Annotated in this window: 21 protein-coding genes and 1 pseudogene; 14 read left to right on the top strand and 8 right to left on the bottom strand. The window is 63.5% G+C overall.

Features of this window, described 5'->3' with window-relative positions:
• Window positions 1-77 precede the first annotated feature (77 nt).
• A complete protein-coding gene (locus ACSJJT_RS01660) occupies window positions 78-659 on the top strand; it encodes a GNAT family N-acetyltransferase (RefSeq protein ID WP_435916638.1) in 582 nt (193 codons plus the stop codon).
• A 159-nt stretch (window positions 660-818) separates the two neighbouring features.
• Here the strand turns inward: ACSJJT_RS01660 and ACSJJT_RS01655 are convergent, their stop codons facing one another.
• On the bottom strand, window positions 819-1,025 hold the full coding sequence (locus ACSJJT_RS01655; protein ID WP_016667527.1) for a DUF7455 domain-containing protein: 207 nt from the start codon (window positions 1,023-1,025) through the stop codon (window positions 819-821).
• A 155-nt stretch (window positions 1,026-1,180) separates the two neighbouring features.
• On the opposite strand from ACSJJT_RS01655, the gene ACSJJT_RS01650 reads away from it, so the two are divergent.
• Entirely contained in the window at window positions 1,181-3,340 is a 2,160-nt protein-coding gene (locus ACSJJT_RS01650) for a DNA gyrase/topoisomerase IV subunit B (protein WP_435917019.1), read from the top strand.
• 138 nt (window positions 3,341-3,478) lie between these two features.
• The gene (locus tag ACSJJT_RS01645) at window positions 3,479-4,810 is read left to right on the top strand and encodes an MFS transporter (protein ID WP_435916637.1); all 1,332 of its coding nucleotides are present in this window, start codon (window positions 3,479-3,481) and stop codon (window positions 4,808-4,810) included.
• Between the two features lie 70 nt (window positions 4,811-4,880).
• On the opposite strand, the gene ACSJJT_RS01640 is transcribed toward ACSJJT_RS01645, so the two are convergent.
• The 3 genes from ACSJJT_RS01640 to ACSJJT_RS01630 form a co-directional block, all read right to left on the bottom strand.
• Window positions 4,881-5,030 carry a hypothetical protein gene (locus ACSJJT_RS01640; RefSeq protein ID WP_435916636.1) on the bottom strand — a complete coding sequence of 50 codons (150 nt, stop codon included), beginning with the start codon at window positions 5,028-5,030 and terminating at the stop codon, window positions 4,881-4,883.
• A 75-nt stretch (window positions 5,031-5,105) separates the two neighbouring features.
• The gene (locus tag ACSJJT_RS01635; protein ID WP_435916635.1) at window positions 5,106-7,772 is read right to left on the bottom strand and encodes a DNA gyrase/topoisomerase IV subunit A; all 2,667 of its coding nucleotides are present in this window, start codon (window positions 7,770-7,772) and stop codon (window positions 5,106-5,108) included.
• 65 nt (window positions 7,773-7,837) lie between these two features.
• The gene (locus ACSJJT_RS01630) at window positions 7,838-8,935 is read right to left on the bottom strand and encodes an App1 family protein phosphatidate phosphatase (protein ID WP_435916634.1); all 1,098 of its coding nucleotides are present in this window, start codon (window positions 8,933-8,935) and stop codon (window positions 7,838-7,840) included.
• Between ACSJJT_RS01630 and ACSJJT_RS01625 the strand changes: the two genes are divergently transcribed.
• Genes ACSJJT_RS01625 through ACSJJT_RS01615 form a run of 3 tightly spaced genes read left to right on the top strand, consistent with a single transcriptional unit; the run spans window position 8,916 to window position 11,346 of the window.
• The gene (locus tag ACSJJT_RS01625; RefSeq protein ID WP_435916633.1) at window positions 8,916-9,578 is read left to right on the top strand and encodes a DUF5998 family protein; all 663 of its coding nucleotides are present in this window, start codon (window positions 8,916-8,918) and stop codon (window positions 9,576-9,578) included. The two genes, ACSJJT_RS01630 and ACSJJT_RS01625, sit on opposite strands and share 20 nt — an antisense overlap.
• Window positions 9,575-10,702, top strand: coding sequence for an alkaline phosphatase family protein (locus ACSJJT_RS01620; RefSeq protein ID WP_435916632.1), 1,128 nt, complete (start codon window positions 9,575-9,577; stop codon window positions 10,700-10,702). The genes ACSJJT_RS01625 and ACSJJT_RS01620 overlap by 4 nt, the downstream gene beginning before the upstream one ends.
• Window positions 10,699-11,346 carry a thymidine kinase gene (locus ACSJJT_RS01615; RefSeq protein WP_435917018.1) on the top strand — a complete coding sequence of 216 codons (648 nt, stop codon included), beginning with the start codon at window positions 10,699-10,701 and terminating at the stop codon, window positions 11,344-11,346. The genes ACSJJT_RS01620 and ACSJJT_RS01615 overlap by 4 nt, the downstream gene beginning before the upstream one ends.
• A 59-nt stretch (window positions 11,347-11,405) precedes the next feature.
• Here the strand turns inward: ACSJJT_RS01615 and sepH are convergent, their stop codons facing one another.
• A complete protein-coding gene (gene sepH / locus ACSJJT_RS01610) occupies window positions 11,406-12,449 on the bottom strand; it encodes a septation protein SepH (RefSeq protein ID WP_435916631.1) in 1,044 nt (347 codons plus the stop codon).
• Between the two features lie 209 nt (window positions 12,450-12,658).
• Here sepH and ACSJJT_RS01605 point away from each other — a divergent pair, with 209 nt between their 5' ends.
• Window positions 12,659-12,955, top strand: a complete 297-nt coding sequence (locus ACSJJT_RS01605) for a DUF4193 domain-containing protein (protein WP_002513666.1) — start codon at window positions 12,659-12,661, stop codon at window positions 12,953-12,955.
• Between the two features lie 70 nt (window positions 12,956-13,025).
• Here ACSJJT_RS01605 and ACSJJT_RS01600 read toward each other — a convergent pair whose 3' ends face one another.
• Window positions 13,026-13,325, bottom strand: a complete 300-nt coding sequence (locus ACSJJT_RS01600) for a DUF4235 domain-containing protein (RefSeq protein ID WP_435916630.1) — start codon at window positions 13,323-13,325, stop codon at window positions 13,026-13,028.
• 38 nt (window positions 13,326-13,363) lie between these two features.
• Between ACSJJT_RS01600 and ACSJJT_RS01595 the strand changes: the two are divergent.
• The 4 genes and pseudogenes from ACSJJT_RS01595 to ACSJJT_RS01580 form a co-directional block, all read left to right on the top strand.
• Window positions 13,364-13,626: pseudogene (locus ACSJJT_RS01595) on the top strand (DUF3093 domain-containing protein); the annotation flags it as partial.
• A 38-nt stretch (window positions 13,627-13,664) separates the two neighbouring features.
• On the top strand, window positions 13,665-14,123 hold the full coding sequence (gene dut, locus ACSJJT_RS01590) for a dUTP diphosphatase (protein WP_435916629.1): 459 nt from the start codon (window positions 13,665-13,667) through the stop codon (window positions 14,121-14,123).
• 42 nt (window positions 14,124-14,165) lie between these two features.
• Window positions 14,166-14,861 (top strand): DUF3710 domain-containing protein, encoded by a 696-nt coding sequence (locus tag ACSJJT_RS01585; RefSeq protein ID WP_435916628.1) that lies wholly within the window; start codon window positions 14,166-14,168, stop codon window positions 14,859-14,861.
• A gap of 41 nt (window positions 14,862-14,902) precedes the next feature.
• Entirely contained in the window at window positions 14,903-15,256 is a 354-nt protein-coding gene (locus ACSJJT_RS01580) for an OB-fold nucleic acid binding domain-containing protein (RefSeq protein WP_435917017.1), read from the top strand.
• A gap of 893 nt (window positions 15,257-16,149) precedes the next feature.
• Here the strand turns inward: ACSJJT_RS01580 and ACSJJT_RS01575 are convergent.
• The gene (locus ACSJJT_RS01575; RefSeq protein WP_435916627.1) at window positions 16,150-16,809 is read right to left on the bottom strand and encodes a potassium channel family protein; all 660 of its coding nucleotides are present in this window, start codon (window positions 16,807-16,809) and stop codon (window positions 16,150-16,152) included.
• 39 nt (window positions 16,810-16,848) lie between these two features.
• Window positions 16,849-17,544 (bottom strand): potassium channel family protein, encoded by a 696-nt coding sequence (locus ACSJJT_RS01570; RefSeq protein WP_435917016.1) that lies wholly within the window; start codon window positions 17,542-17,544, stop codon window positions 16,849-16,851.
• Between the two features lie 133 nt (window positions 17,545-17,677).
• On the opposite strand from ACSJJT_RS01570, the gene ACSJJT_RS01565 reads away from it, so the two are divergent.
• The 3 genes from ACSJJT_RS01565 to ACSJJT_RS01555 all read left to right on the top strand — a co-directional run bounded on the left by ACSJJT_RS01565 (window position 17,678) and on the right by ACSJJT_RS01555 (window position 21,301).
• Window positions 17,678-19,702: an APC family permease gene (locus ACSJJT_RS01565; RefSeq protein WP_435916626.1), complete on the top strand. Its 2,025-nt coding sequence runs from the start codon at window positions 17,678-17,680 to the stop codon at window positions 19,700-19,702.
• 170 nt (window positions 19,703-19,872) lie between these two features.
• Window positions 19,873-21,054 (top strand): class I SAM-dependent RNA methyltransferase, encoded by a 1,182-nt coding sequence (locus ACSJJT_RS01560; RefSeq protein WP_435916625.1) that lies wholly within the window; start codon window positions 19,873-19,875, stop codon window positions 21,052-21,054.
• 1 nt (window position 21,055) lies between these two features.
• Complete coding sequence (locus tag ACSJJT_RS01555) at window positions 21,056-21,301, top strand: DUF6767 domain-containing protein (protein ID WP_435916624.1); 246 nt, start codon at window positions 21,056-21,058, stop codon at window positions 21,299-21,301.
• Window positions 21,302-21,397 lie beyond the last annotated feature (96 nt).

Raw genomic sequence — 21,397 nt, 5'->3', positions numbered from 1 at the left:
GGTGCCGGTCTCGGTGCCACCCCCCTGACCGTTGCGAATCGGGCCTCCTTGAGACCTCGGACCGATAGGATCAGGCCATGGATACGTCAGTCAATGTTGACACGTCGTCAAGATCGGCGCACGACTCGGCCACCGCTCCCGGTCGTTTCGTCGTCAGGGATGCTCATCGTGAGGACCTGCCTGAGGCTGCGGCTGTTCAAGCAGTGTGCTTCCGGGAGATTGGTCAGGGGGTGATCCCCAATGACATCCTCACCGAGGTTACTGGCCCCGGTATCGTCCACACCACGATTGAGCAGTGGAAGCAGTTCATGGACGACGGCGCGGTCTTCAAGATCCTTGTCGATCGCCTCGACATGAGGACCGTCGGAGTGGCGATGGCACGTATCTCCACCAGCCCGGATGCTCCCACCCCGTGGGAGGTTGCGACCCTTCACGTCCTTCCCGAAGCTCGTAACTGCGGTGCCTCGGACGATCTCCTCAACGCCTGCATCGGGCACCGCTCAGCCTACGTGTGGGTCTTCGCCGACAACGCCCGCGCGATCACGTTCTACGAGCGTCACGGGTTCCACGTCGACGACACCGATGGTGCGGTCGACGATTCGCTCGGTGGGGTGGAGCTCCAACGGCTCATCCGCGGGGACGTGATCGAAGCCGAATGACGGTCCACCTGGTTGCTGTAGGTCGTTGCCAGACACCCAACTCTGGGGGTCGCCGGTGGCACCGGACAGTGCAACGGCGTGGGCAGCCAGGGGGGCGAATTCGGCGCTGCACCGCCGTCCGGGGCGGTAGACCCCGACACGCCGACGATCGCGGGTTCCTCAGGTATGGGAGGAGAGTTTCGTGGTGTCGTCCTGGATGTGCAGGGCCACCTGCTTCAGCTTGTCCTCGTGAGCCCTGGCATGGTGGGCACAGAAGAGGAGCTCGCCACCATTGCGCAGTGTGATGCGCACGTAGGCCTGTGCGCCGCAACGATCACAACGGTCCGCAGTGGTGAGGGCGTGGTGCTCGATCATCGTGGTGCTCATGACAACCTCCTCCGGTTCATGCGTTCGGTCACCGTACTGAACAACGTACGTCATCGGCGGAATGTTCCCAGAAGTATCGCGGAATGGACCCCACGGGGGGCGGACATTTTCCGCAGAGCCCTGTCCGAGCCTGCCGATAGGCTATCTGCGTGACGATGGACAAGACCTCGACCTCATCATCCGGTGCTGCTGACGCCTCAGTCAGTATCGGAAACACCGTGCGCACGGCGTCGACGAGCCGCGAGTACGGCGCGAAGAACCTCTTGGTGCTCGAAGGTCTTGAGGCTGTCCGAAAACGTCCCGCCATGTACATCGGGTCGACGGACACCCGCGGCCTCATGCACTGTCTGTGGGAGATCTTCGACAACGGTGTGGACGAGGCCCTGGCCGGATTCGGGCGCCGTATCACCGTCACCTTGGAGAAGGGCGGGTCGATCCTCGTCACCGACGAGGGACGCGGTATTCCGGTCGACGTCGAGCCGAGGACTGGGCTGAGTGGTGTCGAGGTCGTCTACACCAAGCTCCATGCCGGCGGAAAGTTCGGTGGCGGCGCCTACGACGTCTCAGGTGGCCTTCACGGCGTGGGCGCATCGGTGGTCAACGCCGTCTCCTCCCGCCTGGACGTGGAGGTGGACCGTAAGTCCACCGTGTGGGGAATGAGTTTCCGACGCGGTGTCCCCGGCGTCTTTGACGGGGACGACCCCGATGCCCCCTTCACCCCCGAGTCCGGGGTGCGCAAGATTGGCAAGGCCAAGCGGGGAGCCACCGGTACCCGGGTGCGTTACTGGCCGGATCCTCAGATCTTTCTGCCCGATGCCAAGTTGTCGTGGTCCAAGCTTGCCGATCGCGCTCGTCAGACCGCTTTCCTCGTTCCTGGGCTGGAGATCGTCATCACCGACGAGCGCGGCATCCAGGCTGATCCGCAGACCGGCGATGTTCTCGAGACCGTCTCCGAGACGATGCGCTTCGACGGCGGCATCTCAGAGTTTGCCGAGTACCTTGCCAATGACCAGCCGATCAATGACGTCACGAGATTGCAGGGGGAGGCCTCCTTCACCGAGACCGTCCCGATGCTAGACCAGAATGGCGGCATGACGCCGACCGACGTCGACCGTGACCTCGAGGTGGACATCGCCGTGCGATGGGGGACTGGGTACGACACCACGGTGCGCTCCTTCGTCAACATCATCGCCACTCCCAAGGGCGGCACCCATGTTCAGGGATTTGAGCAGGGTCTGCTGCGGGCCTTCAACGCTGGTTTGGAGGGTACCCGCATCCTCAAGTCCTCCGAGGAGATCGTCAAGGACGACGTCCTGGAGGGTCTGACCGCTGTGGTGACGGTGAACCTGGCCGAGCCTCAGTTCGAGGGCCAGACCAAGGAGGTACTGGGCACTCCGCCAGTGCGTCGTCTGGTGGCTCGCATCGTCGAGCAGAGGATGACGGCCTTCCTGACCTCGTCCAAGGCTGCTGACAAACCGGTGGCACGCACCCTCATGGAGAAGGTCGTCAATGCCTCCCGGACTCGCGTCGCGGCCCGCGCCCACAAGGAGAACCAGCGTCGCAAAAACGCTTTGGAGTCCTCCCACCTGCCACCCAAGCTCAAGGACTGCCGCTCCTCAGATCCCGACATCACCGAGCTGTTCATCGTCGAGGGTGATTCGGCCCTGGGTACTGCCAATGTGGCCCGCAACTCCGAGCACCAGGCCCTGCTGCCGATCCGAGGCAAGATCCTCAATGTCCAGAAGGCTGACCTGGGCGCCATGCTCAAGAATCTGGAGTGTGCGTCGATCATCCAGGTGGTCGGGGCCGGATCGGGCAAGACCTTCGACCTCGACCAGGCCCGCTACGGCAAGGTCATCTTCATGGCGGACGCCGACTCCGATGGTGCCCATATTCGATGTTTGTTGGCCACCCTTTTCTTCCGGTACATGCGCCCGATGGTGGAGGCTGGACGGGTTTTCTCAGCCGTGCCGCCATTGCACCGGTTCGAGCTCATCAACCCCAAACGGGGGATGGACAAGTACCTGTATACGTACACCGACGCCGAGTACCAGCGCACTGCCGCTCAGCTCGCCAAGAAGGGAGTGCGATTCAAGGAACCGCAGCGGTACAAGGGCCTTGGTGAGATGGATGCGTCCCAGCTCAAGGAGACGACCATGGACCCGCGTCATCGCACCTTGCGTCGCATCACCGTTGACGATGCCGCTGAGGCCGAGGGCACGTTCGATGTCCTCATGGGCAACGACGTGGCCCCGCGAAAGCAGTTCATCGTCGAGGGGGCCTACCGTCTCGACGCCGAACAGATTGACGCCTGAGTGTCCCTGAACCTTCTTGGAAAGGGGCCGGCCCCTCCGTCATACCCGGTTCCGGTCGGACTTGGTTGAAGTCTCAAGGCGCTGGGCGAATCCGTTCGTTTACGTACTGTTCGCTCGACGTCGATAAACTCCACAACCATGAGTCACACCGACGTGCCGGCTGATCAACGCAAACGCGTCTTCGCCTGGGCCATGTGGGATCCGGGCACTCAGCCTTTCGCATCGGTCATCACCACCTTCGTCTTTGCCGTCTACCTCGTGGGCGACGCCTTCGGGTCGAAGGACACCACTGTGACGGCCCTGTCGTGGACGATGAGCCTTGCCGGCCTGGCGATCGCCTTGCTGGCGCCGATCGTCGGTCAATGGGCAGACAGACGAGGACGCCAGGTGACAGTCCTGAAATGGCTCACCTGGACCCTGGCCGTGATGTCCGGACTGTTGTTCCTCGTCAAGCCCCATCCGTCCTACCTCGTCCTGGGACTGGTGTTGTTGGGAGTCGGCACGGTCATCTCGGATGTCGGCAGCTCGCTGTACAACGGCATGCTTGACGACGTCGCGGAGCCCAGCAAGGTCGGTCGCATCTCCGGTCTGGGATGGGGCATGGGATACCTGGGCGGCATCATTGCCCTGCTCATCATTTACATCGCCTGGATCAAGCCGGGGGTCGGCTGGTTCGGGGTCACGAGCCACGAAGGCATGAACATCCGTGTGGCGATGTTGTTCTGCGCCATCTGGATCCTGGTGCTGACCCTACCCACCTTCCTCATCCTGCGTGACAACCCACGTCCGGTGGACCGATCCGAGCCCAGACTACGAGGATTCCGTGCGCTGGGCCATGCCTACGCCGAATTGTGGCGCAGTGTGGTGAGAATCTGGCACATCAGCCGCAACACCATCATCTTCCTCATCGCCTCGGCACTGTTCCGCGACGGCCTCAACGGCGTCTTCCAGTTCGGTGGCCCGCTGGCCCGGCAGACCTTCGGATTCAGTGCTGCCGACGTCCTCATCTTCGGCATCGTGGCCAACCTGGTTGCCGGTGTCTCGACCATTCTGATGGGACGTCTGGACGACCGAATTGGACCCAAATATCTCATCGTCTTCTCTCTGGTCGTGTTGTCTGCCTGCGGCGTTGGCATATTCATCGGCCACAACGGTTCGGCCATGGTCTTCTGGGTGCTTGGGCTCATGATGTGTGGCTTCGTCGGCCCTGCCCAGTCGGCCTCGCGAAGCCTCCTCGCCCGGATTTGCCCACCGGGATGCCAAGGAGAGGTCTTCGGCCTCTACGCCACCACGGGCAAAGCGGTGTCCTTCCTGGCACCAGCCCTGTTCGGTCTCTTCGTCACGATGGGACACGCCATCACGGGAGGCGACAATAACCAGTACTGGGGAATCATCGGCATCGTCCTGGTACTCGTCGTCGGTCTGGTAGCGATGATCCCGGTCAGCACCGCCGAACCCGAGGACACGTGAGTGGCCCAGGTATTGCGGTTCAGGTGAACCGGAACATCTGGATGGAGCACCATCCTGGGACCGACTGGGATCAACAGACCCGCTCGAGTCGCCCGGTCATGACGTCATGGACCATGCGCACCTCAGCGGCTACCAGCGAGCCCCAATGCAGAGTCTCGACGCCGTGACGCAGGCCGGCCATCTGACGATCTCGCCCCTTAGAGTTGCCCGTCCCCGGCATGTCTGCCAGGTCGAAGGATCCGGCACAGCGAGCATTGTCATCACTCAGGGTGTCGACCAGGTCATTGCGTCCCGATCAGCTGAACAGATCCGGTCCTGATTCGTCATCGTGGTCAGTTCTGGCACGGCGATGACGTCGGTGCGGCCTGGACTCCTCCGAGCCCTCCCCGAGCGTCGACTCCGGGGCAGGGATGAGAGCTCCGTCCGTATGTGGGGTCCCCTCATCCTCGACGTCGGTGGATCCGAGATCCTCGTCGACCGTGTCCGCGACAAGCGGTTCGGGGTCGAGTGGTTCCGCGGGTTGGGCCACGTCGTCCCCATCATGGTTGCGGGTGCCGACGGCCAGAATGGGCTGGAGCCCTTGATCCCCGGAAGCGTCGCGACGCATGGTCGGCCCCGGTAGTGTGACAGGAACGCCGGATGCCGCACATGCCACGGCAGGGCCAGGACCAATCCAGGCCAGCACCAGGGCCCTTTCACCCTTGAGGAAGCGCTGACACCTCATGCCGCCGGTCGCGCGGCCCTTGGGCGGGTACTGGTCAAGGGGGGTCACTTTGACCGAACCGGGTTCCGTACCGGCGGCAGCGGGGGAGGAGGCCGCAACCGTCACGACCGAGGAACCATGGCTGGGGGCCGCTCCGAAGAAGATGACCGGGTCCTTGGCCCTGATACCGGCCACGCCGCCACCGGAACGCCCCTGGGGGCGCACTGTCGAGGCGGGGAAGTGGAGCAGGGAGGCGCCCTCGGTGACGAAGCACAGCTCAAGGTGTTCGTCGTCCAGCTCAACGGCTCCGACGACCTCGTCGCCGTCCTTGAGTCCGATGACCTCCCAGAAGTCCTTGCCGAGCAGCTCAGGATTGACCCGCTTGACGATGCCGTTGCGGGTTCCCAGGGCCAGGGATGGGCCGTCACCGGAAAGGCTCGTCACCGCCAGGGCCTTTTCCCCCGTCTCCAACCCGACGAGGTCTGCCAACGGGGTGCCGCCGGCCACCGACGGGGCGGTGGCGGTCATGGGCAGACTGGCCAGCTCGATGGCGTGTGTCCTGATGAGTCGACCCGCGCTGGTGATGATGCCGAAATCACCACGAGCCGTGGTGCGTGCACGGGAGATGATGACGTCGTGGCTCGCTCTGTCGCCGACACCGGGAAGGTCGTCGTCGGTGTCAATGCGGGCCAGCAGACCGGTGGCCGACAGCAGCACCCAGCAGGGGCTGTCGGGGACCTCCAACGGGGCGGAGGCTGCAGCGACTGCAGGGGCCGCCCCCAGCAGCACGGTGCGACGAGGGGTGCCGTACTTGGCGGACACCTCGGCCAGGTCCTCCGAGACGACTCGGCGTAGTTCGGACGCGTCATTGACGATGAGGGTCAGTCCCTCGATGCGCTCGCGCAGCTCGTCACGCTCGGACTCCAACTCGATCGTCGAGAACTTGGTGAGTCGACGAAGCTGCATGTCGAGGATGTAATTGGCCTGTACCTCGTCGAGGTTGAACGTCTCCATGAGCCGGATGCGGGCCGTCCCCGCGTCGTCGGAGGATCGGATGATGGCGATGACGTCATCGATGTCGACAATGGCCAGCAGCAGCCCCTCGACCAGGTGCAGCCGGTCCTTGGCCTTGTTGAGCTGGAAGGTGGTACGTCGCAGCGTGACCTCGAGGCGATGGTCGAGGTAGACCTGCAGCATCTCGTGCAGGCCGAGGGTTCGCGGTTGTCCCTCGACCAGGCTGACGGCGTTGATGGCGAAGGAGTCCTCGAGTTTGGTGAGCTTGTACAGTCGCTCCAGCAGGGCTTCGGGATTGATACCGTTCTTGACCTCGATCACCAGACGGGTGCCGTTGGTCAGGTCGGTGAGGTCCTTGACGTCGGAGATGCCGGTGATCTTCTTGGACTGCACCAAGGTCTTGATCTGGTCGATGATGCGTTCCGGGCCGACCATGTACGGCAGCTCGGTGACGACGATGCCGCGGCGTCGTGGGGAGATCTTCTCGATGCGTGCCGTGGCGCGGATCTTGAAGGAGCCCCTGCCGGTGCGGTAGGCATCAGCGATGCCGTCGAGGCCGATGATCCGCCCTCCGGTGGGCAGGTCGGGCCCCGGCACAAAGCGCATGATCTCCTCGAGATCGGCGTCCGGGTGGTCGAGCATGTGACGCAGGGCCGCGACGACCTCGACGAGGTTGTGGGGCGGGATGTTGGTGGCCATTCCCACCGCGATGCCCGACGCCCCGTTGACGAGCAGATTGGGGAAGGCGGCCGGCAGAACCGACGGTTCGGTCTCCTTGCCGTCATAGTTGGGTTCGAAGTCGACGGTGTCCTCGTCGAGCCCGTCAATCATGGTGAGGGCGGGGGGAGCCATCCGACACTCGGTGTAACGCATGGCGGCCGGTCCGGCGTCCAGGGATCCGAAGTTACCGTGCCCGTCGACGAGGGGGAGTCGCATGGCCCAAGGCTGGGCGGTGCGCACGAGGGCATCGTAGATGGCGGCGTCGCCGTGGGGGTGGAGCTGGCCCATCACCTGACCGACGACACGGGCCGATTTCACATGGGCGCGATCGGGGCGAACCCCCATGTCACCCATGGTGTAGAGGATGCGACGCTGAACGGGTTTGAGGCCGTCACGGGCATCCGGCAGGGCACGAGAGTAGATGACGGAGTAGGCGTACTCCAGAAAGCTGTTCTCCATCTCGCGGGAGACGTCGACGTCGATGATGTTCTCAGTGAAGTCGTCGACCACCGTCTTCTTGACCATCGTGATACCTCCCTAGCAGCGCACGCTAACGACCTATTTTGGTCGATTGGCGCAAAATCCGCATGTCAGGATCGGCCTGGGGAGTCCTCATGGTTGAGCACCTTGTCCAGGAGCGGGGCCAATGTGTCACCGTCGGGTGCGTGTACCAAGGGGGCTGATTCGGGGGCCCACTGCACCCGGTGACGGTCTTCGAGAACCGTCGTCGTCCCGTGGGCCAGCACCTGCTGGGTCGTCGAGAGCTCACGGATGGCAATGGCGCGGGTGTGGCCGGGTTGCAGCTCGTCGAACTCGGAGTATATCCGGATATCGTGCTGCCCGTCGTCGCCGACCAGCACCCATTCGATGTCGGGGAAATCGCGGGCCAGTTCGCGCAGGGCCGTCCGCTTGTGGTCCACACCGGAGCGAAACCACCCGATGTTCGTCGGTCCCCAGTCGGTCAGCAGCAGTGGTCCTTGCGGGTAGCCATGGCGGGCCAGGAACCTCACCAGGAAGGGGTAGGTGTTCCAGGCGCCGGTGGACACGTAGACCACGGGTGCGTCGGGATGGCGCCCCAGCAGTTTCTGATACATGCGGGCCATGCCGGGAATGGACTTGCGGGCCTGCTCAGTGAGGACGAAGGAGTTCCAGGCGGCGATGAGGGAGCGCGGCAGAGACGTTGCGATGACGGTGTCGTCAATGTCGGACACGATGCCGAAACGGGTGTTGCGCGAGACGACGAGGACCTTCGCCTTCGTGGTGTCCCCGCTGGTGGAGAGGGTGACCTCGTGCCATCCCGGTTGCAACCCAGGATTCTTCATGCGCACGTCGACGTATCCGGCACGGTCGGCACGTACGGTGATCTTCTCCCCATTGACGTCGACCACGACCTCGGTACCCGGTGCTGGAAGACCGAGGAAGTTGCGCCACCCCCGCTGGGACAGCAGGTCGATGGACAACATGTTGCGCCGGGTGAGCGGAGAACGGCCGGGATGACGCTCCTGTTCCGGATTGGCACCAGGAGGACTGGTGAGGACGACTCGGCCCAGAACGCGCACATGGGTGGCCGATCCGTAACTGCGATATCCGATCACACGCGGCATCCAACCGCGTCGGCGCAGCGTGGCGTTGAGACGCCTGTGAAGGGCATCCTCGACTCGAGCTCCGATGAACGGCCGGTTCGACATGTCCTGGAGATTACTGGATCGGGCTCCATCGTGGGACGATGGGCCGGTGAGCCAGTCTGTCGATCAAGCCCGAACTCCCCTTCCGGCTGCCCTGGCCGTCGAGATCCAGTCCTGTGGATTCTTCCCCGAGCTGGTCATTGACGTCGCCGAAAACTCTTTGGCCGGAGAAGAGGTCCTCGACCATCTGCTTCATCTCGAGGCAGCCTTCGACAATGACGAGGTCCACCGGCATCTCACCGTCATCTTGCGTACGGCGACGCGAATGCTCATCGGTCACACCGACGAGCGGACCGAAGGAGGACGGCTGCAGGCCGTGACCTCAAGCGAGTCGATCCCGTTGTCGCAAGTGCGCTCGGTGGTGCTGACGCGCGTCGTCGTGGACCCCGACAAGTTCGGCAAGGACCCCTCGGCGACGACCGTGGAGACCTGGCTGCAGATGACCTGGGGCGCGGTGTCGCACATCGAGCTCGAGCCCGCCACCTGCGGTGACCCGATGTGTACCGCAGACCACGGCTACACCGGCACCTTCAGCGGTGACGACATCGTCATCCGGATGAGCCCTGCCGCTGATGGCGCCGATCAGGTCGAGCGGATGATGGGATTTGCCACTCGAATGCAGGTAGCCACTGGAGCAGCACGATGACGCCATTGCTTGCCCCTGACCTCGTGGCGCCGGGTCCGCAGACCCTTTCCGACCTGGTCCCCGCCATGGGGAGAGCGTTGACGGGCCAAGGGCCAGCTGGGCTCGGTCTGCCCGACGCGAAGCGTTACGTCTTCTTACTCGTTGACGGGATGGGACGGGAGAACCTTGAGCAGTCGCGGCACCTGGCGCCCACACTGTCGGACATGCACATGTGCCACGATCTGACCTGCCAGGTCCCCTCGACGACAGCCACCTCGTTGAGCTGTATCGGTACCGGTGCCGCTCCAGGACACCACGGTGTCGCCGGGTACACCTTCCGCGCTCCCTCCGGACGGGCCATGAACGCCTTGAGCTGGGCTAACGGCGACGACCCGGAGGTCATTCAGCCCCACCCGACGGCCTTTGAGGACCTGGGGGCAGCGGGGGTGGCGGTCAGCAGCGTGGGACCGGCTCGGTTCGAGAGGTCCGGGCTGACGCGGGCGAGCTTGCGCGGTCCGCGCTTCGTGGCCATATGTGACGAGGATGACGTCGACGAGCGTGTTCACAAGACCCTCGCTGCGTCTCAGGCCGGGAACGTTTCCCTGACCTATGTCTACGAGCGGTCCCTCGACCACGTCGGCCACGGCGAGGGATGGCAGTCCGCGGCGTGGAGATCACGTCTGATGTGGGTTGACGATCTCGTCGGAGCCCTTCTTGACCAGCTGGATCCCGGTACCGCCCTGGTCGTCACGGCAGATCACGGCATGATCGATGTGCCGCAGGGCCACCGCGTCATGATGGAGGACGAGGGGGGACTGCTCGCAGACGTCGATCTGCTGGCGGGGGAACCCCGATTCCGCCACGTGTACACCCAATGCCCCGTCGAGGTCGCCCGGCGGTGGCGACGGGTGCTCGGAGACCGTGCCCAGGTCGTGTTCGGTGACGACGCCGTCGACGCGGGGCTCTTCGGCGTCGTGGATCACTCCACCCGCTCCCGTTTCGGTGACGTGCTGGCGATCACCCGTGATGACTGGGCGATCATGAGTCGTGCTACTCCCAAGGAGCTCTCCCTGGTCGGCATGCATGGCTCCTTGACCCCGCCGGAGATGAGAATTCCGTTGCTGGCGCAGGTCTGCGAGGGCTGAGAATGGCCGAGCTCGTCTTTCACACTGGACCGATGGACTCCGGAAAGTCCACACTCGCGTTGCAGATGGACCACGCTCAGTCGGCCCATGACCGTCAGGGGGTTCGGTATGCCATGCACGATCGCTCCGGCGGCGCCCGCATCACCTCCCGGATCGGCCTGAGCGTCGAGGCCGTCGAGGTGACGGACTCCCTGGACCTCCACCACGACGTCGTGGCACGGCTGAGTCGTGGTGGACGCATCGACTACCTCATCTGCGACGAAGCCCAGTTCTACCGTCCCGAACAGATCGACCAGCTCGCCCGGGTCGTCGACGACCTCGGGATCGACGTCTACTGTTTCGGCATCCTGGCCGATTTCCGGACCGAGCTCTTCCCCGGATCCAAACGGCTCGTCGAACTCGCCGACCGCGTCGTCCATCCGCCCGTCTCGCCGCTGTGCTGGTGCGGACGTCCTGCGACCCACAATGCCCGTGTCGTCGGCGGCGTCATGATGCGTGAGGGGGACCAGGTGGGCGTCGGCGACATCGGCGGCGGATCGGAGATCCACTACGAGGTGCTGTGCCGTCGTCACCACCGTCAGGGGATTGCCGCAGAAATGTCCAGGGCAACTCTTTCCGAGCAAACCCTGCCCTTCGACGACTGACAACGATCCCTGCTGTCCAGCCGGGGATCGTGTGTGAACGTTTCAGAGCTCAGGGCCTGTCACGCGTGCGGGGTGGGGCCTCCGAACATGATCTCGTCCCACGACGGGATAGACGCCCTCTTGGACTTGCGAGGCTTGCGCTTCTTGCGCGGCTGCTCGCCACTCTCGACGAGGGCATCCTGCTGGGGCTCGTCCTTGTCGGCAGGCCGGCTGTCCGTGGTGGACCTCGACGTGCGAGGCGTCGTCCTTGTTGTCGGCTTCTTGGCAGCGGCGTCCTCCTTCGTCTCCGGCCTTTCCTTCTCAGGAGCGGGAGCATTCTCGTCCGGCGGGTCATCGGTCTGGGACTCGTGTGTCGCGTCTTGCGATGCCTCCGACGTCTGGATTCCGGGGGTGGAATCGACGTCGACCACCGGTGTCTTCAGGCCTTCGTAGATGTTGACCGAGTCCTCCTGGAAGCCCGCCAGCATCTCGTAGAGCATGTCCATGTCGGCTGGGGACGAGGGGACGAAGTCGTAGACCCCGTCGTGCTTGGTCATCCCTGCGACCGCGTCGGGGTCGGCCGGTGACTGTGGACGATTGCTCACTGCGCGAACAATGGCCAACTCGTCGTTGAGATCCAGCGTCGGTTCCTGATCGGGATCGGGAGTACCGTTCGCCAACGGCTCGGCGGGAGCAGGGGAGCGGTCGTTGACGAGCCAACGTGCACCGGCGTCCTCAGGGGAGGTGTGGCGTCCCTTGAGGTCGAAGCGGAACATCGCTGCGCTCGGAGCCCCCTCCTCGGTCGCGGGCCAGGTGGCTTCGAGGGCCCAGGTGTGATCCTCGTGGCGCCACGACCGCCAGGAAATCTTCTCATCGGGGATCGAATTGGTCTTGGCAACACGGGAAATGACGGTCCCCAGGGCGCGGTGGGACCCAGGCGCGCCGGCACGGCGAACCGGGCACGTCATGGCAACCTCGATGATGTGATCCAGTTCGGCGAGGACCGGTATGGCGAAGGGCTCCACCTGATCGACGCCGACGCCCGCCTCAGCGGCCACCTCCTCGACAGTGGCCCCGGAACGGATCCGCGACTGAATCTCGCGGGGGCTCAGAGCGCTGTCCATCGTCCACCTTCCCTCCCGACTCCTTGTGGTCGGGGTTTGGCTGTGTGAGTCACCAACTTACTTCCTTCGGGCGTGATGGTACCGCCCGGATGCCCCGGCGCGCTGTCCGCCGGCTTGACAGGTGTGATACACAAGGGTGCGAATATTGTGCGGTCGCAGCTCGCAGTCGGCGAGTTGGCGACGTCTCGAGTCCTTACTGGAAGGTGACCATGGCTACCGATTACGACGCTCCGCGCAAGACTGATGAGGAGGTCAGTGAGGACTCCATCGAGGAGCTCAAGAACCAGCGCAACGACAAGAACTCCGGAAAGGTCGACGAAGACGAGGTCGAGGCTGCTGAGGCTTTTGAGCTTCCCGGCGCTGATCTGTCCCATGAAGAACTGACCGTTCGCGTGCTGCCTCGCCAGTCCGGCGAGTTCACGTGCGCGTCCTGCTTCCTCGTGAAGGGACGTTCCCAGCTCGCTGAGGAGCGTGACGGCCAGTTCTACTGCGTCGATTGCGTCTGATCCTCCCCATGACGTGAGCTGACCCTCATCTCCATGAGACGGGGGTCAGCTGTCGTCGGTGGGATGAGGTTCAGTCGTCGTTCTCGTCCTTGAGGCTCTTGCCGGTGGTGGGGTTGACCGAGCTGAACTTCATCCAACGCTTGTTGACGAAGCGGTTCATGAGCAGCTGGGATCCAGCGATCCCGATGCCGCTGGCCAGCGCCCACGAGAGCGCCTTCGTGGTCGAGACCTCGGGGTCATCAGGCTGGGGAGTCTCCTCATCACCCGTGACGTACTTCCACACGCCCTGGACGACCTTCTGACTGACGATGGTGGTGACGGCGCCGAGAGCACCGGCGTAAACCTTCCACAGGATCTTTTCTGGGATCATGGCGTCATCATATTGCGTCCTGGCCCGTCGACTAGGCTGTGACGGTGAATTCCCACCATCCGTCTGGATCCGTGATCCATCTCGAGAGACCCTGGGCGCCGTTCTCGTGGTGGCTCATCGGTGCTGTCGCAGCGCTCTCGCTCATCGCGGTGACCGGTGCATGGACGAGTTCGTCCATCGGCATGATGGTCACCGTCATCGTCGTTGCCGCCGTCGTTGAGGCTGGGCGGGTTCGCAGCGGCGTGACTGGGGACGTGACGGCTTCGGATTCGGCCGCCGCGTCCTTCGTGCCTGGATCGAAGGACGCTTCCAACGACACTCGTGATGAGGAGGGTAGCCGTGGCTGACGTCACTGTTCCGACCGTGGCAGATCCTGAAGCCATGCCCCGCTATGCCATGCCTGGCGACGCGGGGGCTGATCTCACTTGCCGTCACGACGTCGACCTGGGCCCGGGGGAGAGGGCCATGGTCGAGACTGGTGTGCGTATTGCCTTGCCAGAGGGTTGTGTCGGGCTGGTCAATCCGCGATCGGGTCTGGCAGCTCGGCACGGGTTGTCGATCGTCAACGCGCCCGGGACCATCGACCCGGGGTATCGGGGTCAGCTCAAGGTATTGCTCATCAATACCGATCCCCAGCAGTCCTTGCACCTTGACGCCGGGTCTCGGATAGCTCAGCTCGTCGTGGTGCCGGTGGTGCAGGCAGTGTTTCAACCGGTTGATGACTTGGACGAGACCGAACGTGGCCAGGGTGGGTATGGGTCCACCGGCGTTTCTGGTGTGCGTCCCGCTGACGGTTAGACTGCTTTTGTTGGCACACGGTGTCGGTCGAGGAAGGACACAATGTTCGGTCGCAAGAAGCGCAACGACGACGTCGAGACGGATGAGGTCATCGACGGGGAGCTCGAGGCCACCGGGGAGGACGAGTCCGACGAGGAGAAGGACACTTCCTCCTACCGGATCAACCTCGACCGCGAGGACGGCCCCTTCGACATAGATGAGGTCGACCTCGATGCTGACGATTTCGAGCGCATCGATTTCGGGTCCCTCATCGTCACTCCCTTCGAGAACATGCAGATGCAAATCCAGCTGGATCAGACCTCTGGTGCTGTGCAGAGCCTGCTCGTCGTTCAGGGAAATTCCGCCATTGAGGTGGCCCTCTTCGCAGCCCCTGCCTCCACACTCATGATTGACGAGGTCCACGAGGAGATGATTCGGGGTACCGCTGCTCAGGGTGGCGAGGCCAATGTCGATTCGGGTCCGATGGGTGCCGAGTTGCGTCGCATCGTCCCGATGAAAGGCCCCGACGGCGAGGACGGCTACCACGTCTCGCGCACGTGGCTGGCTCAGGGACCGCGCTGGTTGCTGCGCGGTGTGCTCATGGGCGAGTCGGCTCTCGGGGAGAAGCTCGACGCTACAGGCCAGTTGCTGCTGGAGTTCTTCTGCAATCTTGTGGTGCGTCGTGACGACAGCCCGCGTGTTCCCGGTGACGTCATCCCGCTGAAGGTTCCTGAGGGGCTACGCCCGGAGGAGTCCTGATCATGACCGAAAGCACCGGTCCTCGCGCTCCCCGCGAGTCGATGCTTCTGCGAGCCCTGCACCGGTTCACGGCGTCCAATGAGGACCTTGCCGATGACGACCTGCAGCGTTCCAGCATTGACGCCGGGGTCTCGACCATTGCCGAGGCCAAGATGCGTTCCCGTGCGGCCCTCCAGGGGCGGATCGAGGTGCTGACCCTCAACCCGCGTGGGACGAATCGTTGGCTCGAAGCAGAGCTGCGCGATGGCACTGGTGCGGTCACGCTTATCTGGATGGGCCGACGTCGCATTCCCGGTTTGCGTGCCGGACGAAGGATCAGTGTTGAGGGGATGATTACTGAGGCCGATGGTCGCCGGGTGATTTACAATCCCAGGTACACCGTTCTTCCTGACTGAGGGCGAGCTTCCGACTAGGGGACGGTTTCGGTGGAGGATTTCAGGATTGCCGAATCCTTGCCGGGGCGGAAGTCTAATGCCGACACGGGTACGCGGCGTGGTTCTGTCGTCTCCTTGATGTTGTTGCATCCTCGCGCTTCTGGTTACTGCGAGTACCTCTTCTCACCGTTTAGTACCTGTTTTCCCGATACTGCTGCCGCAACCTGATCCTGCGCCTACGTTTTGCCAATGTCCTTCACGGCTGTGTCGGCCTCCTGCTTACCCCGCGTCGTCCTTCCCGTGCCTTGTGGGCTTGGTCATTGTTGGTGTGGTGATGTGGGTGTTGGCGGGGCTTGGTGTCGTGTGGGGTGGTAACTGGTGAAGTTGTCACCGGTTTTGCCACGACTGGGAACGGTGGGCCCCGGCAGGCGGGTTGTAGCGGTGGACACGGCCCACCCCAGGAGTGGTCCAGGAAGTCTTGAAGGGCTCTCACCTGTCCAGTTCTGGTCAAACACCCTGGTCTCGGTCGGCCCGTTTCGCAACTGTGGGCACCTCTGCTACGAGTCCTTGCACCACCGGCACTCATAACCGTGATCACCACGAACATCCAAGGGGGGAGCCCCACCACCGTGGGTACCACGGCCCCACCCCCACTGTTTTCCCGGTCACTGCCACCCCCACCATCGTGGCAATCCTGCATGCGAGCTGCCCCGCTGCCACGACAGATGGTGCCAGCCCCACAGGCGACCGGAATTACCACCACACGGACGGACAAGGGGAAAGGCGGGAAAAGGGGAAGGGGGAACACGAAGTGGAGCAGGGAGGCCACGCTAGGTGGCCTATCAGCCGAGAGTGATCCGACACAGGAAACCCTGGGGCCGAGTCCCGGGGTTGTGAGAATCCGGATCCGCTGATCAGCGAGGTGCCAGTAGATCGACCAGGTCGGGCTCGTAGTTCGGCGAGACCATGAAGAGCAACTCGTCGCCAGCCTCAAGGGCTGCTTCGCGCTCCGGGGCACGTCCTTGACCATCGCGGATGATGGCAACCAACACCGCATCTCCGGGCATCGAGATGTCGCGGATGCGGTCCCCCACGCGCGGCGAATTGTCCGGCAGGGTGAGCTCGACGAGATTCGCTCGTCCCTTCTGGAAGGTGAACAGGCGCACCAACTCACCGACGGTCACGGCCTCCTCAACCAGTGCCGCCATGAGCCGCGGGGTCGACACTGCAACGTCGACTCCCCACACCTGGTCGAACATCCACTCGTTGCCGGGATGATTGACGCGAGCCACTGTCCTGGGAACGCCGAACTCTGTCTTGGCGAGTAACGAATGGACCAAGTTGACCTTGTCGTCACCGGTGGCCGAAATGGCGATGTCACAGCTGTCGAGGCGAGCCTCCTCGAGAGTAGCCAACTCGCAGGCGTCTGCACACAACCACTCGGCTTCCGGAACGGCGTCCGGCTTCATGGCGTTGGGATTCTTGTCGATGAGCAGGATCTGGTGTCCATGAGCAGTGAGCTCACGAGCAATGGATCGGCCGACGTTACCGGCTCCGACGATGACGATTCTCACGATTCTCCTTGCCTCAGGTGAGTGGCGCTGTGGGTGCGATCAGCGCTTGACCGGTGGCTTGGCCAGCAGGCCTTCGACTTCGGTGATGCGCTCGACCTCGACGGCCGCATAGACGACGTCGCCGTCCTGCAGCAACGTGGCGGCGTCAGGAACCATGCCCTGACCGAACCGCAACAGGAACGGCAGTGGGGTGTGGATGCGGTCCTGGATGGTGGAGATCTTCATCCCGACCCAGTCAGTGTGGGTGTTGATGCGGATGAGGCGGACCTGACCGGACGGGTCACGCCAGGCAGGCTCAGACCCCTCCGGCATGAGGCTTCGCAGCACTTGGTCGGCAGTCCAGCGCACGGTCGCGACCGTCGGGATACCGAGCCGCTCGTACACCTCGGCTCGTCCCTGGTCGAAAATGCGCGCCACGACGTTGTCGATTCCGAACTCTTCGCGGACCACCCGGGCTGACAAGACGTTGGAGTTGTCGCCGTTGGAGACGGCAGCGAAGCCGTCAGCCTCGCGGATACTGGCCTTCTCGAGCACCGAGCGGTCGAATCCGACACCCTTGACCGTCTGTCCCTTGAAGTCGGGGCCAAGCCGACGGAAGGCGTTGTCGTCAATGTCGATGACCGACACGTCGTGGCCACGTTTCTCCAACAGGATGGCCAACCTCGATCCGACTCGGCCACATCCCATGATGACGATGTGCACGTGACCCCTCTCCTGGGTGGCGGTGGCACCCATCCGTGTCGTGGTTGTCGGGGCCATTGTGCCGCGTCCCGGTCTGACTGTCTTGTCCGAGGCGTTTGCTGGCCTGACGGTCTCGAGGCTACCGGCAAGGTGCCGACGATGTCCTACGCAAGTAGAGTGACCCGCCGTGAAGGTTTTCCAAGCCGTCAAGAGGGTGCTCATCGGGCGCAAACTCGAGAGCAGTGCTTTGGGTGAGACCCTCCTGCCGAAGCGGATCGCACTACCGGTGTTCGCCTCCGACGCTCTCTCGAGCGTGGCGTACGCCCCTGACGAGATCCTCATCACCCTGTCGCTGGCAGGTGCTGCCGGATTCGCATTCTCATGGAAGATCGGCATTGCCGTTGCCCTCGTCATGCTCATCGTCGTGATGAGCTACCGCCAGACGGTGCATGCGTATCCGTCCGGCGGTGGTGACTACGAGGTGGCGACAGCCAACCTCAGTCCGCGGTTCGGGCTCGTCGTGGCCAGTGCGCTGCTCGTGGACTACGTCTTGACCGTGGCCGTGTCGGTGTCGTCGGGCATCCAGAACGCTGAGGCGATGATCCCCGATCTTGCCGGTCACGAAGGGTTTGCCGCTGCCGTCATCATCGCGATTCTCACAGCCATGAACCTTCGCGGCGTCAGGGAGTCGGGAACTCTCTTCGCAATTCCAACCTATGCCTTCATGGTCTCGGTGATCTGCATGGTCATCTGGGGTCTGACGAGGATTCTCGTCCTGGGTGACGAGCTGCGTGCCCCCACCGCTGATTGCACGGTCGTCGGGGCGCCGAAGTACACCGGCTTGGTCGGTATTGCCTTCGTCATCCTCATGGCGCGTACCTTTTCTTCCGGTTGCGCCGCTCTGACCGGTGTCGAGGCCATCTCCAACGGTGTGCCGTCTTTCCGCGAACCAAAGCCGAAGAATGCCGCCACCACCTTGGCCATGCTGGGCGGAATTGCTGTCTCGATGCTCATGGGCATGCTCATCCTGGCCAATCTGACGGGCGTCAAGATGTTCGACACAACAGGGGAGTCCCATCTCGTCGACACCCACGGAAACGTTGTCAAGGACCAGGTGACGGTCGTCGGTCAGCTGGCCCGAACCGTCTTCTACGACTCCTTCAAGCCGGGTTTCTACATCATGATCGTCTGTACGATGATCATCCTGTTCCTGGCTGCCAACACTGCCTTCAACGGCTTCCCGGTGCTGGGCTCGATCCTCGCCCGTGACGGATTCCTGCCCCGTCGGCTGCACACCCGTGGCGATCGTCTGGCTTACTCGAACGGCATCCTGACGCTCGCCACCGGCGCCATCATCCTGGTACTCGTCTTCAATGCCTCGGTGACGGCGTTGATCCAGCTGTACGTGGTCGGCGTCTTCATCTCCTTCACGGTGAGCCAGACCGGCATGATGCGTCACTGGACGCGGCTGCTTCGCACAGACACCTCGGCCTCGGTCAAGGAGCGCCGCAGGTGGAAGCACTCGCGGATCATCAATGGCATCGGCCTGGTGGGAACTGGTGTCGTTCTGATCATCATCCTGGCGTCGAAGTTCATCCACGGCGCCTACCTCGCGCTCATCGCCATGGCTGTGGTCTACGTCCTCATGACGGGGATCAAGAAGCATTACGACTCGGTGGCTCAGGAGCTGGAGCTGAACAGCTCGTCCGACCGTGCCCTGCCGTCGCGGGTCCACGCGGTCATCATGATCTCGGACCTCAACAAGCCGACGATGAGGGCGATTCAGTTTGCCAAGGCCACCGTGCCGACCTTCTTGGAAGCCGTCATCGTCGACGTCGACCCCGACGCCACGGACCGCCTGCTGGAGCGTTGGGACGAAGAGGACATCGACATTCCCCTCAGCGTCATCGCTTCTCCATATCGCGAGATCACCAACCCGTTCATCGACCATATCCGTCGTATCCGCAGTGAGAATCCGCGCGACATGGTCGAGGTGTTCATTCCTGAGTACGTCGTCGGTCACTGGTGGGAACACCTCCTGCACAACCAAATGGCTCTCGTGGTGCGAGCGCGGCTGCACTTCATGCCGGGTGTGCTCATCTCGTCGGTGCCGTACCAGTTGCGCAGCTCGGCGATTCTGGAGAGGCGCTGGAAGCGCAACGATCCGCGGTCGTGGCGAGATCCCAGCGCGACGATCACTCCCCGCCACTGATATCGGGGTGCTTTCCTCGTGATGACGTTCACCACGAGGCATTGCAGTCGTGCCTCGACATCAGCTTCTCGCGAACCTGGCTTGGCCCACCCCTGAATCACGGGGTTTGAGGCCCATCAACGTCCCAGTCGCGCGGACGCGGCACCACTGTGGGTCCTAGACTTGCGCGGGTGCATGAGTCTGTTGATGCGTCCCCGGTCGAGGAATTCGACCTTGTCATGGGCAAGATTGCCCACGGTGGTTACTGCGTGGCGCGTCTGGACGGCAGGGTGGTCTTCGTCCGCAGCGCATTGCCGGGGGAGAAGGTTCGAGTTCGACTGACCGACACCTCGAAGGTCTCGCACTGGTTCGGGCAGGCCGTCAAGGTTGTGTCGGCTGACCCGCATCGCGTCGATCCGCCGTGCCCGGTCGCGGGGGTATGCGGTGGCTGCGACTTCCAACATGTCGACGTCGAGTTCCAGCGCGAGCTCAAGCGTCGGGTCATTGCTGAACAGCTCAACCGTATCGCCGGCATCAAGTGGACTGGAACTGTGGAGGCCGTTGACGGTTCCTCCGACGGCCTGGGCTGGCGGACACGCATGCAGTATCGCAGCCTCAATGGGTGTCCCGCTCTGCGACGCCATCGCAGTCACGACCTGGTGCAGGTGCCTGAAGGTGGTTGCCCCATCGCACACCCTGCTGGGCGTCCGGCTGCCGAGTCAGCGTGCCGCGCGGCCCAACAGGCGATCGTCATGGTGACCAGCCGCCTCACCGAGGATCCGCAGGTGAGCGTCATCGCGGATGGTCAGCTCATTGCCGGCGGCGAGACGATGACGACTCAGGTGGGTGAGCGGCGTTGGAAGGTTGGCGCCGGTGGCTTCTGGCAAGTCCATCCCGGGGCAGCCGAGGCATTGGCCGACGCCGTGCTAGGTGGACTGGATCCCCATCAGGGCGACGAGGCGTTGGATTTGTACTGCGGTGTCGGACTCTTCGCAGGCCTGCTTGCAGATCATGGGGTTCGCGTCCGTGGCATAGAGGTGTCACGTCAGGCGGTGGCGCTGGCACGACGAAATGTCCCCGGTGGGCGCTTCACTGCTGGGCGTGTGGAACGGGTTCTGCCGCGTATGAAGGCCAAGGCGAATCTCGTCGTTTTGGATCCCCCGCGCAAGGGGGCGGGTAAGGCCGTCGTCCAAGCGGTGACGCGAACGTCACCGCGGGCGATTGCACACGTCGCATGTGATCCGGCCGCGCTGGCCCGTGACCTGCACCTGTTCGACGTCGGCGGATATGTGCCGCGTTCGATCCGTGCGCTCGACGTCTTCCCGATGACTCATCACGTTGAGGCCGTGGCGATCCTGGAGCCAAAGATCTGAGATGGCAGATCCTGTTCCGATGTGTCCGCTGCGTCCGGGAGATCCTTGTAGCCTGTGCCAGCTCTACGTCACTGGTCCTCAGGACTGCGGGCTGGTGTACCTCGTCATGGGGGATGACGCCCTGCGCGGCGAGCTCGCGAGGTACAGGAAGGCTGCGCGGGAGAGGGAGAAGCAGACCACCCCTCCGCGTGCGGTCGAGGCGGCAGGTGACGGTGAGTTGTGCTCCGATTCTGAGGGGCTTGGCTGATCCATGGGATGGACCTGTCCCGCACCCAAGGTTCGCTGCAGGCCTGGAGTTGGTGACGCAGTGGTGCGTTGCTGACACGAGTACACAGTGTGCGCC

It is taken from the genome of Cutibacterium nasicola (assembly GCF_051303185.1).
Classification (GTDB): Bacteria; Actinomycetota; Actinomycetes; order Propionibacteriales; family Propionibacteriaceae; genus Cutibacterium.
This window is presented reverse-complemented; position numbering and strand designations above follow the sequence as displayed.